We start from the raw sequence: 17,482 nt of genomic DNA, 5'->3' as shown, positions 1-17,482 counted from the left end.
CTTATGCAGTCTTATGAGTTGTGATGGCTGAATTTGCTTCGTCGCGCAAACCTTTTGCAGACTTGTCCCACAATGCGCAATTGTGGTCTGTTGAAGAAAGTGCAAATTTGTTTGGATTAGATCAATGGGGTTACCCTTATTTTTCTATTAATGACAAGGGTCATGTCATTGTTTGTCCAAAAGGGGAGAGTGGTGGATCTCTAGATTTAATGGCATTAGTGGATGAGATGGATGGTCGCAATGTAGGCGTGCCACTTTTAATCAGATTTGATGACATCCTTGAAGACAGATTAGAACGCTTACATACTGCTTTCCAAAAAGCGATTGCTCAATACCATTACAAAGGGAATTATCAGGGTGTATTTCCTATTAAATGTAATCAGCAGCGGTATGTAGTAGAGGAGTTGATTGCCTGTGGAAAACAGTGGCATTTTGGGTTAGAGGCTGGTAGTAAGGCAGAGTTGTTGGTTGCCTTGTCCTTAATGGATGATCCAAAGGCATTGTTGATCTGTAATGGTTATAAAGATCAGCGTTATATAGAAACTGCGATCTTGGCACGACAACTTGGGCGTTCTCCAGTAGTCGTTATTGAACAACCTGATGAAGTTGATCGTATTATTTCTGCAAGTAAGCTACTTGGTGCTGCGCCTTTAATCGGCATTAGAGCTAAACTTGCAAGTAGAAGTTCTGGTCGATGGGGTAGTTCAGTTGGTGAAACGTCTAAGTTTGGGTTGTCAATTCCAGATATTCTTTCAACAGTAGAGGCATTACGCAATGCCCATTTGTTAGATGAATTACAGCTTTTACATTTTCATTTAGGTAGTCAGATTAATAATATTGCGATCTTAAAAGATGCCTTACAGGAAGCAGGACAGATATATGTTGAACTATGTGCACTAGGCGCACCAATGGGTTATTTAGATGTTGGAGGTGGACTTGGAATAGATTACGATGGAAGTAGGACTGCTTCGTCTGCATCAACTAATTATTCCTTGCAGAATTATGCTAATGATGTTGTTGCAACAATAGGTGAATGTTGTGATTCTAATTCTATTGATCCTCCGACGTTGATAAGTGAAAGTGGTCGAGCAATTGTAAGCCATTTCTCGGTATTGGTTTTTAATATTCTTGGAGTTGGTGCTGTTTCTAATGATATTCCTCCTGTTTCTGATGATGCGCCTTTAATTCTTCGAAATTTGAGAGATAGTTTGAGGAATATTGAGTCAATGTCAGATAGTTCTTCTATTGATCCATCATTGCTCCAAGAGGTTTGGAACGACGCACTTAAGTTTAAGGATGATGCCTTGGTTGCATTTAGGTTGGGCTATTTGGGTCTCGCTGATAGAGCAAAGGCTGAGCAATTAACCTGGGGGTGCGCGCGCGCATTAATTAATAGACTATCAGGTGTTACGTCTAACTCTAAGGAGATAATCCATCTTCGCTCAGTACTAGCTAGCACTTATTATGCTAATTTTTCTATTTTTAGATCTGCACCGGATACGTGGGCTATAGATCAGTTGTTCCCAGTAATGCCAATTCATCGCTTAAATGAGAAACCTACCCAACTTGGTCATTTTGCTGATCTAACTTGTGATTCTGATGGTAAATTGTCTAGGTTTATTAATCATGGTCAGGACAAAACCTTGCTAGAACTGCATGAGTTTAATGATCATGATGAATATTTAATCGGAATGTTTCTTGCAGGTGCGTATCAGGAAGTGATGGGTAGTCTTCATAATCTATTTGGCACAACAAATTCCGTTCATATACGTATGACAAATGATGGGGGTTATCAAGTTGACCATGTAGTTAGAGCCAATATGAAGTCAGATGTCTTAGAAGCGATGGAGCATGACCCTAACCAATTGCTCGAACGCTTACGCGTTGCTAGTGAGCTAGCTATACAACGCGGTGCTTTGAAGATTAAAGATGCTCGTTTATTAATGGATCATGTTGAAACTAGTTTAAGGCAAAGTACTTATCTGAAAAGATAAAATTACTGTAGTTCTTCTTCCAGTTTGCTCATTGAGGTTGCTAAAGCCTTCCCAAGGGCTACGCCATTGCGACCTCCTGCCTGAGCTAGATGATCTTTTCCCCCACCTCCACCATCGCAAATTTTTGCAATTTCGCCTATAAACTTTCCTGCTTTTAAGCCTCTTGAAAGCAGACCTTTGCCAAATGCAGCAACTAGAATGACCTTCTTTTGATCTTGAGGTGTTGGTAGGCCACCGAGAATAACAGCAGTCTTTTCTCCTAATTTTGCTATTAATTTCTCTGCTGCTTTCTGCAGTGCGACTCCACTGAGGCCATCAAGCCTTTTTATGAGAACCTTATTATCTGCAATATCAATTGCCTCTTCAATTAGAGTAATTGCTTTTGCAATTGCTAATTCCTCACGCGCAAGCACAAGTTCTTTGTTAGTTTCCTTAAGTTCCTGTTGTAAAGCAATAACCCTTGTACAAACTTCGTTTGGTTGAGCCTTAAATCTATTGGTTAACTGATTAACTATTTCATCTCTTTCATTTAAGAATTCTAAAACGGCAGGCCCTGCTATGGCTTCAATGCGTCGAATTCCCGCGGATATACCACTTTCATTAATGATTTTAAAAAGCCCAATTTCGGAAGTATTTCTTACATGAGTACCCCCACATAATTCTTTTGAAACTCCCGGAATATCTACGACTCGAACTTTACTCTCATATTTTTCACCGAACATAGCTAATGCACCCATAGCCTTCGCCTTCTCAAGAGACATGTAGTTTATTTCTAGATCATATGCTTCTGATATCCAGTAATTGATGAGCTTTTCAATCTCGATTAATTCTTGTGTGGTCACTCCACATGAATAGTTAAAATCAAAGCGGAGACGATTGAAGTCAACAAGAGAACCTGCTTGGCTGATCTCTTCTCCAAGGATATTTTTTAGGGCTGATTGAAGAAGATGTGTAGCTGTATGATTTGCTTGGGCACGTTTACGTAGGTTTTGATTGACTTTCGTCTTGACAACATCTCCTAAAGCTATTTTACCTTGAATTAATTTACCATTATGAATGAAAATATTTTTCTTACGAGTGACACCACTGATTCGAATTAATAGATTATTATTTGATTCTTCATTGGATGTAATTACGCCACAATCACCTACCTGACCACCACCTTCGCCATAAAATGATGTCACGTCAAGTGCTATATCTACGTTGTCACCAGGTTGAACCTGTTTATCTGACTCCCCATTGACTACCATTCCTACGACACTGCTTTTTTTCTCAAGAATTTCATAGCCTTCAAATACAGTCGAACTTGTACTAGAAACCATTTTATCTAGGGCACCTTGGGTTGTTAAATCAATACTTGCAGTAGCTGCTTTTGCTCTTTCTCTTTGTTTTTTCATAGCTTTTTCAAAGCCTTCTAATTCAACGGATATTCCATGCTCCGCGATAATTTCTTGAGTTAGTTCTAAAGGAAATCCGAAGGTGTCATACAGTTCAAAGGCTGTATTTCCGCTAATTTTCTTTGGGTTTTTTGATAAAATTTCTGTGAGTAATTTTTCTCCGCGCTCGAGTGTTTCTAAGAATCGGCTTTCCTCTCTTTCTAATTCTAATAAAATCACATTACGCCTTTCTAGTAATTTAGGATAGGTTGATTTCATTAGTTCAATTACTGCGTCTCCCATTTCTCCTAGAAATGGTTTTTTAATGTTTATTAGTTTTCCATGTCGAATGACTCTACGAATTAGTCGTCTTAGAATATAACCACGACCTAGGTTGCTTGCTCTGATGCCATCGCTGATCATAAATGTGATTGCTCGACTATGATCCCCAATAATCTTCAGCGATGTTCTTTTTTGATTGTCTATTTTTTTGTAGTTGATATTTGCGAGAGATGATGCTTTTAGAATTATTGGATAAATAAGGTCTGTTTCATAGTTGTTCGGAGCTTTTTGAAGAATCTGAGCCATGCGCTCCAGTCCCATACCAGTATCAATATTTTTGTTAGATAGCGGGGTTAATGAGCCGTGAGTATCTTTGTTGTATTCCATAAAGACAAGGTTATAGAATTCGATAAAGCGATCATCATCATCAAGATCAATATGTTCAACGCCTAACTGTGGCTTAAAATCATAATAAAGTTCTGAACACGGACCGCATGGACCCGTTGGTCCAGAAGACCAAAAGTTGTCTTTTTCATCCATACGTATGATTCGTTTAGGGTTAACGCCTACAACATCTCGCCAAATTGTTTCAGCCTCATGATCATCACGAAAAATACTAATGACTAGATGTTCTGGGTTCAGGCCAAAGACTTCAGTGCTGAGTTCCCAAGCCCAAGTAATTGCTTCTTGCTTGAAATAATCCCCAAATGAGAAGTTCCCTAGCATCTCGAAAAATGTTTGATGCCTTGCTGTGCGCCCTACATTTTCTATATCGTTAGTACGTATGCATTTTTGCGAGCTTACTGCTCTAGCCGCAGGTGCTTTTTCTTGCCCTAAAAAAATTGGTTTGAAAGGGAGCATCCCAGCAATTGTCATTAGGACTGTTGGGTCTTCAGGGACAAGTGAGGCGCTAGGAATAACTAAATGATCACGCTCGGTAAAGAACTTGATGAAGGCGCTCCTTATCTCATCACCACTATGTGGATGGTTTTTTTGTGAAGGTCTTTGCCTGTTAACCGTCATGTCTATAGTCAGTTGATGGAAGGAGATTTGGTTTTCATGAAACCAGAGTTAAAATTGCATTCCGGTGTTTTTAGTTTTAGGTGATTTGGGAATAGTAATAGGGTTCAAGTTTTTTGTTAAAGGTTGCTGCCACTCATATAGACAAAATTACTATTTTAGGTTCTTTTAATGGAAAAGTAGAAGATTTGAAAGTTTAGTGATGACTGGTTTTAAAGTCCTTGGCATGATTAATATTAGATTTTCAGTGGGTGTGCTGACTACTGTTAGGTAGCGCACTCTTTTTGAGAGGAACCAAACGCATGATTGCCGTGTCTCGGCTATGAGTTTGCTTCATGCCACTTGGCTTCCGGCTATTCGCACACCGGGCAGTACCGGTAGGCCAGCTCTTTTGATTTGGGCTGATACATGGAGGGTCGCCACCCCGGCTGGCCCCAGTGACACCCCAGCTCAACATCCATGTACTTTGCTTCCTGACGATTTAAGGGCTTGGTTGAGTGAAATTGATCTGCTTCCTGATGAAAGTATTGATGCAACGGCTTGTTTGACTTTGCCCAGTAGGGCAGTTAGATCTCGTATTAAGGCAGGTGATGTTAAGGAATCTTTAAATGCGTCTCAAGATGGTCATCTTGGTTGGACTGGACTGCCGTTGCAAGCTGGAGAGCCTGTACCAAAGAAGCCAGAATGGTGGCCATGGCAGGTACAGGGACTGGCTGTTGAGCCTGGAGCAGCAACAGCATGGTTGTCGAAACTGCCTCTGTCCGGTGATCAACCTGATCTAGCTGATGAGCTTCGATGGTGGAGTCATTTACAACGTTGGGCTTTGAGCATTGTGGCTAGAGGGAGATGGCTTCCTCAGGTGGAGCTTAGTAAGGGTGAAGGTTATCCACATAGGGCCCGTTGGGTTCCACTTTTGAACCGTGAAGATGACCGTCGGCGACTTGAAGAATTGGCGGCAAGATTGCCACTTGTTGCAACGTGTGCTTTGCCTTGGAGGGAACCATTAGGAAGAAGGACTAATCGAACGACTAGATTGCGTCCTGAGGCAATGCGCGCTGCAAATCCTGTTGCATCTTGCAGACCTCGGAGTGGGAGATTGAGAGTCGCAAATCTTTTAGAAGAGCTTGTTGATGCGCAACTCAGGCATGCTTTTACCCCTGATTTAGATGGATTAGATCCACTGTTGCAAATTTGGCAACAAGCACTTGGGTCTGATACAGGAGTGATTTCTTTAGAAGATGAAGAGGTTGAACGTTTAGCAACTGCTAGTCATCACTGGAAAGAGGGTGTCGCTGGCAACGTTGCACCAGCAAGAGCATGCTTAGAACTTTTTAGCCCTGCTGAGGAAGAAGATCTTTGGGAGTTGCGTTTTTCGTTGCAAGCTGAGTCTGACCGCACTCTCAAAGTGCCAGCATCAGTAGTTTGGGCGATTGGTTCTAAGACTTTGCAATTAGGTGAGGTTCCTGTAGATCATCCAGGCGAACTTCTTTTAGAAGGATTGGGAAGATCTTTAACAGTGTTTCCTCCCATAGAGAGAGGCTTGGATACGGCTACTCCCGAAGTAATGGAATTAACCCCTGCCGAGGCTTTTGTTTTGGTACGAACTGCTTCAAGTCAACTTAGAGATGTAGGCATAGGTGTCGAATTGCCATTAAGCCTTTCAGGCGGATTAGCGAGTCGCTTAGGTCTTGCGATAAGAGCTGAACTGCCCGGAAGTTCAAGAGGTTTTACTCTAGGTGAAAACCTTGATTGGCATTGGGATTTGATGATTGGTGGCGTCACTCTTAACCTGCGAGAACTCGAACGTCTCTCTGGCAAAAGAAGTCCCTTAGTGCGTCATAAAGGTTCTTGGATTGAACTAAGACCTAATGATTTAAAAAATGCTGAACGATTTTGTAGTTCCAATCCATTGCTCAGTTTGGATGATGCATTGCGCTTGACGGCGACAGAAGGCGACACATTGATGCGTTTACCTGTGCATTCTTTTGAAGCAGGCCCAAGGTTGCAAGGAGTTCTTGAACAATATCATCAACAGAAAGCGCCTGACCCTTTACCTGCGCCAGAAGGTTTTGTTGGACAGTTAAGGCCCTACCAAGAGCGAGGACTTGGATGGTTAGCATTTCTGCATCGATTTGATCAGGGTGCGTGCCTCGCTGATGATATGGGTCTTGGAAAAACAATTCAATTATTAGCTTTTTTGCAACATCTTAAGTGTGAACAAGAATTTAAACGTCCCGTTTTGTTGATTGCACCTACTTCAGTTTTAACAAATTGGAAAAGAGAAGCTTTTGCGTTTACACCTGAATTGCGAGTTAGTGAACATTATGGACCGCGTCGTCCAAATACAATTTCTGCTTTGAAAAAGGAATTGAAGAATATTGATCTTGTTCTTACCAGCTATGGATTGATGCAAAGAGATAGTGAACTTCTTGAAATGATTGATTGGCAAGGGGTAGTTATTGATGAGGCTCAGGCTATTAAGAATTCAAGTGCTAAACAAAGCCAGGCAGTTAGGCATATTGCTCGACAACATAAAAATAATCGTTTTCGAATCGCTTTGACTGGCACACCAGTTGAGAATAGAGTTAGTGAACTTTGGGCATTGCTAGATTTTTTAAATCCAAATATCTTAGGAGAGGAAGATTTCTTTAGGCAAAGATATCAGATGCCTATAGAGCGTTATGGTGACATGTCCTCGTTACGGGATTTGAAGGCACGTGTTAGTCCTTTTATCTTACGAAGATTAAAAACTGATAAGGCTATCATTTCTGATTTGCCTGAAAAAGTAGAAATTAGTGAATGGGTTGATTTAAGTCAAGAGCAGAAAGTATTATATAGGAAAACCGTTGATGAAACGTTTGATGCGATTGCATGTTCCCCTAGAGGGCAAAAACATGGGAAGGTATTAGGTTTGCTTACTCGCTTAAAACAGATTTGTAATCACCCTGCTTTAGTTATGAAAGAGAATAATATTGATGAAAATTTTATCTTAAAATCTCATAAGTTACAACGCTTAGAGGCAATTCTAGAAGAAGTTATTGAGGCTGGTGATCGTGCTTTATTATTTACTCAATTTGCTGAATGGGGTTATTTACTTCAATCTTATTTTCAATATAGATGGCGTTTTGAAGTGCCTTTTTTGTGTGGAAGTACAAGAAAAAATGATAGGCAGGCAATGATTGATCGTTTTCAAGAAGATCCAAGGGGGCCTCAGATCTTTGTTTTATCTTTGAAGGCTGGAGGTGTAGGGTTAAATTTAACTCGTGCAAGCCATGTTTTTCATGTTGATCGTTGGTGGAATCCAGCAGTGGAAAATCAAGCTACCGATCGCGCATATAGAATTGGTCAGGTTAAAAGAGTAATGGTCCATAAATTTATTACTAGTGCATCTGTTGAGGAAAAAATTGATCAAATGATCCGTGAAAAATCCCGCTTAGCTGAAGATGTAATTGGATCTGGCGAGGATTGGTTAGGAGGACTTGGTACTGATCAATTACGCAACTTAGTTGAATTAAAGGATGATTAAATGACCAATTCACAGAATCCTGAATTTGCTTCGATTACCACTGCTTTGGGAGAAGAGGGTCTTGGACATCAACCTTGGTGGGTAGAACAGTGGATGGAGCTGATCAATTCTTATCGTTTTAAGAAAAGGTTGGAACGCGCGTGGACCTATGCACGAGAAGGAAGAGTTACCTCTATTCGATTTGAGGGAAGACGGGTTCATGCCCGTGTTCAAGGAACTGAAAAAGACCCTTATAAGGTCAAACTTTGGTTAGATGTATTGAGTGATGAAGATTGGAGTTATGTTCTTGAGGCGTTAACTCAAAAAGCACGATGGTCAGCTCAGTTATTAGCAGGTGTAATGCCTTCAGATATTGAACGAGCTTTTGCTGCTAGTGGAAGGAGGTTATTTCCTTTTAAGTTGCAGGAAGTCCGTAGTGAATGTAGTTGTCCAGATAAAGCAAATCCATGTAAACATATAAGTGCAATTTATTTTTTAATGGGAGATCGTTTTAGCGAAGATCCTTTTGTACTTTTTCAGCTTCGAGGTAGGAGTCGCGCCAAATTATTGGCTGACCTTGCCGATCAGCGAAAACAAGTTTTATCAGCATTATTGGAAAACAATAAATCCGATGAGGATGTTGAAACTAGTAGTCAAGATGAACCTGCCGCCCCCAATTCCGTTGTTCTGGAACCGGAACTTTGGTGGCGTTATACCTACAGTCTCAGTGCTGATCTTGTTGTAATCACTCCTGCTATGGAGGGGGAAACAGGTTTGGATGTAGCTGGTGACTTACCTCTTGCACAAGACCCTATGTTTCCAGATGCACGTAATCGTTTTTTGAGTCACTTGAGATCCCAGGGGGAAATTTTGGCTCAGAAAGCAATGGTTCAGGCGATGGCTGCCGGTGATTGATGCTCCTTGGCTCACTCCTGAAAAAGTGAGACTTGTAAATTTAATTTTTATCTCTTATCAGGAAGCTTTTGGAAGTTCTCTGCTGGCTTGTAACTGTTCTGAGGGCAATAATCGCACCCTTAGCCAAGAGGTTTTTGCAATGCGAATGCCACTTTTGGCACATGATAGAAGTAGAGATCCTTTACTTACATATGTAAATGCTTCGGCACTTCTACTTTGGCATTGTCGTTGGGATGAAATGGTTGGAATGCCTTCGCGAAAGACTGCACCAGCTGATCAACTTGAAGAACGTACTGCTCTTCTTAAGCGAGCATCTGTTAATTCATCACTGATTGGTTATAGAGGTATTCGTATCGATAGTTTAGGCCGCGAGTTTTATATCAAGAATGCGCGGATTTGGACGATATGGACCAAGGATGGAATTTCTTGTGGACAAGCGGCAACATTTCCTAGCTGGTGGTTTCTTTAGATGAATCCTTTTCAACAACATAGGCAGAACTAGAACAAGATCGGCAAAATTGGATTAGGTCGATATTTCGAATATCAGATCCTTGTGTTTTTGACATTTCTCTTGATTTGTCATTTCTCGTTAAAGCCCTCCACGATTCAGGATCTTTATGGAACGCCGTAAGCTATTAACTAATGGTGCTACTGCAGTCGGTGCGGTTGTTGGAACTGGGATTTTGAGCTCATGCAAAATCAGTCGGGAAGATCAAGTTAAGAATTTTTCATTGCCAAATGTTCGCTGGAGGATGGCCACTAGTTGGCCGCATTCATTGGATACTATTTTTGGTGGTGCGTTGACTATTAGTCAACGGGTCAATGAGCTGAGTGGTGGGAGGTTTCAGATTAGACCTTATGCGGCAGGTGAGATTGTGCCTGGGCTCGAGGTCTTAGATGCGGTTCAGGCTGGTTCTGTTGAATGTGGACATACAGCTAGTTATTACTACATCGGTAAAAATCCCTCTTTTGCATTTGGCACTTCTGTTCCCTTTGGATTGACGGCTCAGCAGCAAAATGCTTGGTTATATCAAGGGGGAGGGAATGATGAGATTAATCGAGTTTATTCGGATTTTGGTGTTATTAGTTTTCCTGCAGGAAATACAGGTGCGCAAATGGGTGGTTGGTTCAAGAAAAAATTGGATGGACTTGATTCATTGCAAGGGTTGAAAATGCGTATCCCAGGTCTTGGTGGCAAGGTAATGGCTCAGTTAGGAGTCAATGTTCAAGTTCTTCCTGGAGGTGAAATTTATTTAGCATTAGATAGAGGTGCAATTGATGCTGCAGAGTGGACAGGACCATATGACGATGAGAAGTTAGGTTTAGCACGTGCAGCAAGGTTTTATTATTATCCAGGCTGGTGGGAACCAGGCCCTACCTTGACAGGTCTTGTTAATCAGAAGGCTTGGGAGAAGTTGCCCAGTGAGTATCGGGCTATTTTTTCGACTGCTTGCTATGAGGCGAATCTCACTATGCTTAGTCGTTATGACAGCTTGAACGGATCTGCGCTTACTAGGCTTGTCAAGAATGGAACTGAATTAGTTCCTTATAGTTTTGATGTTCTTGATGCTGCTCAAAAGGCAGCCTTTCAACTTTACGCAGATATGGCAAATGGTGATATTACTTTTCGGAGGCTTTTTAATCAATGGCAGCTATTTCGTAAGGAGGTTTCTGCATGGAACAAAATCAATGAATTCTCCTTCTCGTCTTTTTCCTACAACTCTGTAGGAATTTGATTATGAAGGGTTGGCTTGTCTTGTCCAATCGTCTCGAAACCCTTGTCAAACTTTTGGCGGTAATTTCACGATGGGCTGTATTGATGATGTTAGCTGTGGGTTTTTGGAATGTTGTGGGTAGATATGTGGGAGCAGCTATTGGATATAACTTGAGTTCAAATCGTTTAATTGAAGGTCAATGGTATTTATTTGATTTGTTTTTTCTACTCGGATTGTCTTGGACATTACAACGTAAGGGGCATGTACGAGTAGATGTGTTGCAGACAAGTTGGAGTCCACGTCAGAAGAGACGAATGGATTTAGTCGGTATTTGTTTTCTTTTAATTCCTTTTGCTGTTTTAGTGATTGTTTTATCGATTCAACCTGCCTTGCATTCATGGAGTATTGGAGAACTTTCTCCTGACCCAAATGGTTTGCCTCGGTATTGGGTAAAAAGTCTTGTCCCCCTTGGTTTTTTCCTTTTGCTTTTACAGGGTTTGGCTGAGTTGATTAAGTCCTTAGTTTTTCTAAGGGATTCATCAATCTTCTTGAAATTTTATGGCCTTAAAAATGAGGAGGATTCACTTGGTTGAAATAAATATTGTTGGTTATGTGATCAGCTTGGACCTTGTAGGAATTTTAGGACCAGGGATGTTTATTGCTTTGGTAATCGCGCTTTTGAGTGGTTATCCAGTTGCCTTTTGTTTAGGTGGAATTTCAGTTTTGTTTGCGTTACTTGGAATTGGCTTAGGCGTCTTTGATCCCTTATTTGTAACAGCATTACCCCAAAGAATTTTTGGAGTAATGTCGAATTTCACATTGCTAGCGATACCTGGTTTTGTGTTTATGGGAGCGATGTTGGAAACTTCTGGGATTGCTGAGAGACTTTTGGAAAGTATGGGAACGTTGTTGGGTCGTCTTAGGGGTGGGTTGGCACTCGCAGTAGTGCTAGTGGGTTCTTTACTTGCTGCGACAACGGGTGTTGTGGCAGCAACAGTAACCACTATGGGAATGATTTCATTACCTGCAATGCTTCGTGCTGGCTATAACCGTTCTTTAGCTACCGGTGTAATAGCCGCATCAGGCACTTTAGGGCAGATTATTCCTCCAAGCATAGTTTTAGTTGTGTTAGGTGATCAGCTGGGAATTTCAGTAGGAGATCTCTTCCTTGGTTCTTTGATTCCAGGGATATTGATGGCTTTAGCATTTGCTGGATATGTTGTAGTAATTAGTGCTTTGAAACCTGAGCTGGCTCCACAACAGGCTTCTTCTAATCTGTCTTTTTCTCAAATACTGAATTTATTGAAGGTGATGACACCTCCTTTGGGACTGATCTTCTTGGTTTTGGGAAGTATTTTTTTTGGATTAGCTACTCCTACTGAAGCAGGTACTTTGGGGGCCTTTGGAGCAATGGGTTTGGCAGCTATGAATGGTGGTTTTAGTCGTCAAGCACTTTCAAGAGTTTGTGATGAAACACTTAGAACAACATCAATGGTCATGGCAATATTAATTGGGTCTACTTCCTTTAGTTTGGTTTTTCGTGGGATTGGTGGAGATGAGCTGATTGCTGATTTACTACTGAATTTACCTGGGGGCAAATTTGGCTTTATGACCATAAGCATGCTGACAATTTTTCTATTAGGGTTTTTTATTGATTTCTTTGAAATTGCTTTTATAGCCGTACCTCTTTTACTGCCAGCGGCAAGACAATTACTCGGACCGGATGCATTGATCTGGTTGGGGGTGGTCATTGGAGCAAATTTGCAAACTTCTTTTCTCACACCACCTTTTGGTTTTGCGCTTTTCTATTTACGTGGCGTCGCGCCCAAGGAGCTTCCGACTAGGGATATATATTTTGGAGCCTTGCCTTTTGTGGCACTTCAGCTTGCTATCTTAGTACTGATAATAGCTATACCTGGGCTTGTAAATTGGCTGCCTAACCTTGCTTATTCCTGATTATTCGCATACCTGTCAAATTATTTGTACAGTTTTAGGGATGGTTGAAGCACCTTTTAGCTGATCTGACCTGGAGCATTAATTTCACAATGAATAGTACGGATTCAAGACTATCTCTTCAATGTGAAGACATTGCGATAGATACAACCACGATTCGGTCGTTGGATTGGGATCGTAGTCGTTTTGATATTGAATTTGGGCTTCATAATGGGACTACCTATAATTCTTTTTTAGTCAGGGGTGCTAAAACAGCGCTTATTGATACTTCTCATAAGAAATTTCAGAACATCTGGTTTAGCTTATTACAAGAGCAGATTGACCCAAGTTCGATTGATTATTTGATTGTGAGTCATACAGAGCCTGATCATTCTGGATTAATAGGTGATCTGCTTCGAGTGAATCCACAGATTGAAATTGTTGCGTCGAAAGTTGCAATTCAGTTTTTGAAAGATCAGTTAAATCAACCCTTTCGTTCAATATCAGTCAAGTCAGGAGATACGCTGGATTTGGGGATTAATTCAATAAGTGGAATTGCTCACATCTTTGATTTTTTGAGTGCTCCCAATCTTCATTGGCCCGATACAATTTTTTCGTTTGATCGTGCTACAGGTGTTCTGTATACCTGTGATGCCTTTGGTTTGCATTATTGTTCGGATGATCTGTTTGATACTAATCCTGAAGCGATTGGCCCAGACTTTCGTTTTTATTACGATTGCTTGATGGGACCTAATGCCAGGAGCGTTTTGCAAGCGTTAAAGAGAATGGATCAGTTACCTGAAATTACTACAATCGCAGTGGGTCATGGACCATTGTTGAAAGAACATCTCACTTTATGGGTTAATAATTATCGGAAGTGGAGTGGTATACGAACTCAAGGTGAGAATTATGCAGCTGTTTGCTATTTCAGCCAATATGGTTTTTGTGATCGATTAAGTCAATCTATCGCGCATGGAATTAGCAAAGCGAATGCTCAGGTTCAGTTAGTTGATTTACGAGGATCTGATGCTCAAGAGCTTAGTGTTTTGATTGGTGAAGCAACTGCTGTTGTGGTTCCGACCTGGCCTAGTGATCGGGAGGCAGAAGTACAAAGCTCAATTGGAACCATGCTTGCAGCCTTGAAACCTAAACAATGGATAGCTGTTTACGATGCATATGGCGGGAATGATGAGCCAATTGATTCTGTGGCGAATCAATTAAGGTCATTGGGCCAGAAAGAAGCGTTTGCTCCGCTTCGTGTCCGTATGCCACCAGACGGGAAGATATATCAGGAATTTGAGGAGGCTGGCACTGATTTGGGTCAGATACTGAATCGTAAAAAAACTATTGCGATGATGAAAAGCCTAGATGGAGAGGTAGATAAGGCTTTGGGTCGTATTAGTGGAGGTTTGTATATAGTTACAGCTAGCCAAGGTGATCAGAGCAACCATCGACGTGGTGCAATGGTTGCTAGTTGGGTGACCCAAGCAAGTTTTAATCCGCCAGGGATTACGGTTGCAGTTGCTAAAGACAGGGCTATTGAGGCATTGATGCAGGTTGGGGATAGATTTGTGCTTAATGTTTTACGAGAGGATAATTTTCAACCTTTGCTGCGTCACTTTCTGAAGCGTTTCCCTCCAGGGGCAGATCGTTTTGAGGGAGTCAATATCCTAGAGAATGTAGCCAAGGGTGGACCTATTCTTGCTGGTGCTTTGGCATATTTGAGCTGTTGTGTTGAAAAAAGATTAGAAGGCCCAGATCATTGGATAGTTTATGCGGTTGTTGAGCAGGGAAACATTTCGGACACCGATGTTAGAACGGCTGTGCACCATCGTAAAGTTGGTAATCATTACTAATGGGATTTTTTTTTAATAGCAATTCTGAGAATCATCCTGACCAGCTGGAGATAGTACAGATTCCAATTGAGCCAGGCTTGGTTTGTTTAAGGGGCTTAAGCCCTAAGAGGTTGAGATTTGAACTTGAATATGGTTTAGAGCGGGGTAGTACAGACAATTCTTTTTTGTTTATTTCTTCTTTGGCAGATCGGAATAATGCTCAGGTTGTGGTTTTAGTTCATCCACCAGGAGGAATTTATTCCAAAGTCTTTCTACCTGCACTTGCAGACGCTTTGCCAACAAAAATATCTAAGTTTTACGTTGTCATTGGCCATGTTAATCCCAATCGAGTGGCTTTTTTGAAGAAATTAGTTGATTTGTATCCCTTTATTGAATTAGTCAGCTCAAACCCTGCTGCGCAATTATTGAATGAGCTTTGGGAACAGAAGAAACCAAATAGTCAAGGGAATGGTAGAGATGTGAATGTTGTTCCGATCTCTGCTTTACCGCTTGTACATGTGATTAAGCAGGAACAACAACTTTTACAATTTGAGGAGCGTCCAATACGTTTGCTTCCTGCGCCAACGCCAAGATGGCCAGGAGGCCTTTTGGCTTTTGATGAACTATCAGGCCTTTTGATGAGTGATAAATTCTTTGCATCTCATATTTGTACCCCTGAGTGGGGAGAAGTTAATAGTAGTAGTACAGATGAGGAACGTCGACATTTTTACGATTCACTCATGTACTCAATGTCAACGCAAGTCGAGTTAATTCTTGATCGTATTGACGAACTTAATATTCGTACAATTGCTCCAGTTCATGGTCCGGTTATAGATTCTAGTTGGCGAAGTCTTCTTAGTAATTATCGTAGATGGGGTGAAAGTCAGCATCGTGACTCTTTAAAGGTTGTTCTTCTTTTTGCAAGCGCTTATGGTAATACTGCTGCAATAGCTGATGCCTTATCAAGAGGTGTTGGTCGGACAGGTGTGCGTATTGATATTCATAATTGTGAATTTACATCTACTGCTGAATTGATTCAGGCTATTAGACAAGCGGATGCATATCTGATTGGTTCACCTACACTTGGAGGCCATGCTCCCACTCCGATAGTTTCAGCTTTAGGAACACTTTTGGCAGAAGGAGATCGCAAAAAAAAGGTTGGGATTTTTGGTAGTTATGGTTGGAGTGGAGAGGCTTTGGATCTTCTAGAAAACAAATTACGGAATGGTGGCTTTTCTTTTGGCTTTGAACCAATCAAGGTAAAGTTTACCCCTGATAAATCAATGATAAGAAAGTTAGAGGAAACAGGGACTCACTTTGCAAGAACGTTGATAAGAGCTGATCGTCGTTTACGACGACCTGCTTCGGGAGGGTTGAGTATTAACCGAAGCGATTCTTCTGTTTTGGCATTAGGACGAGTCGTTGGTTCGTTGTGTGTTCTCACGGTTCGTCAAGGATCTGGAGAAGAGGCTTTAAGTGGAGCTATGGTTGCAAGCTGGGTTAGCCAAGCGAGTTTTTCGCCTCCTGGGTTCACAGTCTCTGTGGCAAAAGATAGGGCTGTGGAGACTTTGCTTCATAGTGATGATGTTTTTGCTTTAAATGTTCTTGCTGAAGGCAGAGAGAAGGATTCGATGAAACAATTTCTTCAGCCTTTTGCAGCGGGAGCTGATAGATTTGACGGATTGGAATTAGAAGTTAGCCCAGGTGGGCAACCTCTTCTTAAAAACTCAATTGCTTGGCTTGAAGCACGTGTTAAAGAGAGAATGGAATGCGGAGATCATTGGTTGATATATGCAGAGGTTCTCGATGGACAGGTTCTAGATCTAGATGGAATTACTGCAGTACATCACCGAAAAACAGGTGCGACTTATTAGATCCACTAGTTTTGATAAAACCCCATCAAGTTGCTTACCTGATTTCTGATGTCGTCTCTAAAGGATCTTTTGATTATCACAGCAAGTAATGGGGAGAATTTAAAACTTGCAAAACGGTTTGTTCAAATTGCTGCAGGACTTGGCCTAAACCCGCATGTGGTGGATTTGACAGAGTTTGATTGTCCTTTGTACAACCCAAGGACGCATGCAAAGCTCGGTATTCCCTCAGAAGTGGCTGTTTTAAGCCAAGAGTTACTTTCTTATGAACGTTGGGTGATATGTGCGCCCGAATATAACGGCTCAATCCCACCTGTTTTGACAAGTGCCATTGCTTGGCTTTCTGTTCAAGGTGATGATTTTCGAAATCTTTTTAATGGTCGCCCTATTGCTATGGCTAGTTTTTCAGGGGGTGGTGGTCTCGAGCTTCTTTTATCTTTACGGATTCAGTTGACCCATTTGGGTGCTGAAGTTCTTGGCAGACAGCTGATGAGCAATAGCTCAAAGCCTGCCAAGGATTCCTCTATAGAGGATTTATTGATCCGATTAATGCAAAAGAAACTACTGAAGCTTTGATTTGGGATAAAGGGCTTAAAGCTGCTTTTATTTATCTCCCAAATAGGTATGAGGAATTTTTAGTTACCTTTAACACTATATATAGTTCTATTATTTTCAGCTGAAGATCTTTTCGACCAGGCCTTAATGACCGAAATGTCATGACATGACCATGGTTTTTAGTTGAATCATAAAGATTTTAAGTATTTACTCTCTCCGCTACATATTGTGTATTGAAATATTAGCAACGCTAAGTTTCTTTTCCTTTAGTGATGTCATCACCTCACTCTGGACATGATCCTTTTATTAGATATCGAGGATTTCTTCTACTTCAAGAGGTCAATAAAACGTGGCTAGTCAGGCCTGAACGTAGCCCTATGAATTTTCTTCCTTTTAGGATTGCTAATAGCTCTGTTGAAGATGTTAAAAAAAAGGTGGATAGGCTGCTTTTGCAAGAGAATCAATTCAAGCAAGCAGCCTAA

The 17,482-nt window shown here is 41.2% G+C and carries 12 protein-coding genes; 11 read left to right on the top strand and 1 reads right to left on the bottom strand.

Features of this window, described 5'->3' with window-relative positions; genetic code table 11:
• The first annotated feature begins 23 nt into the window (after positions 1-23).
• Positions 24-1,994 (top strand): biosynthetic arginine decarboxylase, encoded by a 1,971-nt coding sequence (gene speA / locus SOI84_RS06060; protein WP_320673670.1) that lies wholly within the window; start codon positions 24-26, stop codon positions 1,992-1,994.
• A 2-nt stretch (positions 1,995-1,996) separates the two neighbouring features.
• Here the strand turns inward: speA and alaS are convergent, their stop codons facing one another.
• Positions 1,997-4,675: an alanine--tRNA ligase gene (gene alaS, locus SOI84_RS06055; RefSeq protein WP_320673669.1), complete on the bottom strand. Its 2,679-nt coding sequence runs from the start codon at positions 4,673-4,675 to the stop codon at positions 1,997-1,999.
• A 319-nt stretch (positions 4,676-4,994) separates the two neighbouring features.
• Between alaS and SOI84_RS06050 the strand changes: the two genes are divergently transcribed.
• The 10 genes from SOI84_RS06050 to SOI84_RS06005 all read left to right on the top strand — a co-directional run bounded on the left by SOI84_RS06050 (position 4,995) and on the right by SOI84_RS06005 (position 17,482).
• Positions 4,995-8,198 carry a DEAD/DEAH box helicase gene (locus SOI84_RS06050; protein ID WP_320673668.1) on the top strand — a complete coding sequence of 1,068 codons (3,204 nt, stop codon included), beginning with the start codon at positions 4,995-4,997 and terminating at the stop codon, positions 8,196-8,198.
• Positions 8,199-9,092 carry an SWIM zinc finger family protein gene (locus tag SOI84_RS06045; RefSeq protein WP_320673667.1) on the top strand — a complete coding sequence of 298 codons (894 nt, stop codon included), beginning with the start codon at positions 8,199-8,201 and terminating at the stop codon, positions 9,090-9,092.
• Positions 9,085-9,561, top strand: a complete 477-nt coding sequence (locus tag SOI84_RS06040) for an MEKHLA domain-containing protein (RefSeq protein ID WP_320673666.1) — start codon at positions 9,085-9,087, stop codon at positions 9,559-9,561. The genes SOI84_RS06045 and SOI84_RS06040 overlap by 8 nt, the downstream gene beginning before the upstream one ends.
• Before the next feature lie 148 nt (positions 9,562-9,709).
• Complete coding sequence (locus SOI84_RS06035; protein WP_320673665.1) at positions 9,710-10,828, top strand: TRAP transporter substrate-binding protein; 1,119 nt, start codon at positions 9,710-9,712, stop codon at positions 10,826-10,828.
• Positions 10,829-10,830: 2 nt separating this feature from the next.
• Positions 10,831-11,400, top strand: a complete 570-nt coding sequence (locus tag SOI84_RS06030) for a TRAP transporter small permease subunit (protein WP_320673664.1) — start codon at positions 10,831-10,833, stop codon at positions 11,398-11,400.
• Positions 11,401-11,458: 58 nt separating this feature from the next.
• Entirely contained in the window at positions 11,459-12,763 is a 1,305-nt protein-coding gene (locus tag SOI84_RS06025; protein ID WP_414153628.1) for a TRAP transporter large permease, read from the top strand.
• An 89-nt stretch (positions 12,764-12,852) separates the two neighbouring features.
• Positions 12,853-14,595, top strand: a complete 1,743-nt coding sequence (locus tag SOI84_RS06020) for a diflavin flavoprotein (RefSeq protein ID WP_320673662.1) — start codon at positions 12,853-12,855, stop codon at positions 14,593-14,595.
• A complete protein-coding gene (locus SOI84_RS06015) occupies positions 14,595-16,448 on the top strand; it encodes a diflavin flavoprotein (RefSeq protein WP_320673661.1) in 1,854 nt (617 codons plus the stop codon). The genes SOI84_RS06020 and SOI84_RS06015 overlap by 1 nt, the downstream gene beginning before the upstream one ends.
• Before the next feature lie 48 nt (positions 16,449-16,496).
• Positions 16,497-17,021 (top strand): NAD(P)H-dependent oxidoreductase, encoded by a 525-nt coding sequence (locus tag SOI84_RS06010; protein ID WP_320673660.1) that lies wholly within the window; start codon positions 16,497-16,499, stop codon positions 17,019-17,021.
• A 251-nt stretch (positions 17,022-17,272) separates the two neighbouring features.
• On the top strand, positions 17,273-17,482 hold the full coding sequence (locus SOI84_RS06005; RefSeq protein ID WP_320673659.1) for a hypothetical protein: 210 nt from the start codon (positions 17,273-17,275) through the stop codon (positions 17,480-17,482).

It is taken from the genome of Prochlorococcus sp. MIT 1341, assembly GCF_034092415.1.
Lineage (GTDB): Bacteria > Cyanobacteriota > Cyanobacteriia > PCC-6307 > Cyanobiaceae > AG-363-P08.
The sequence above is the reverse complement of the archived record's forward strand: the minus strand, read 5'-3'. Positions and strand labels throughout refer to the sequence as shown.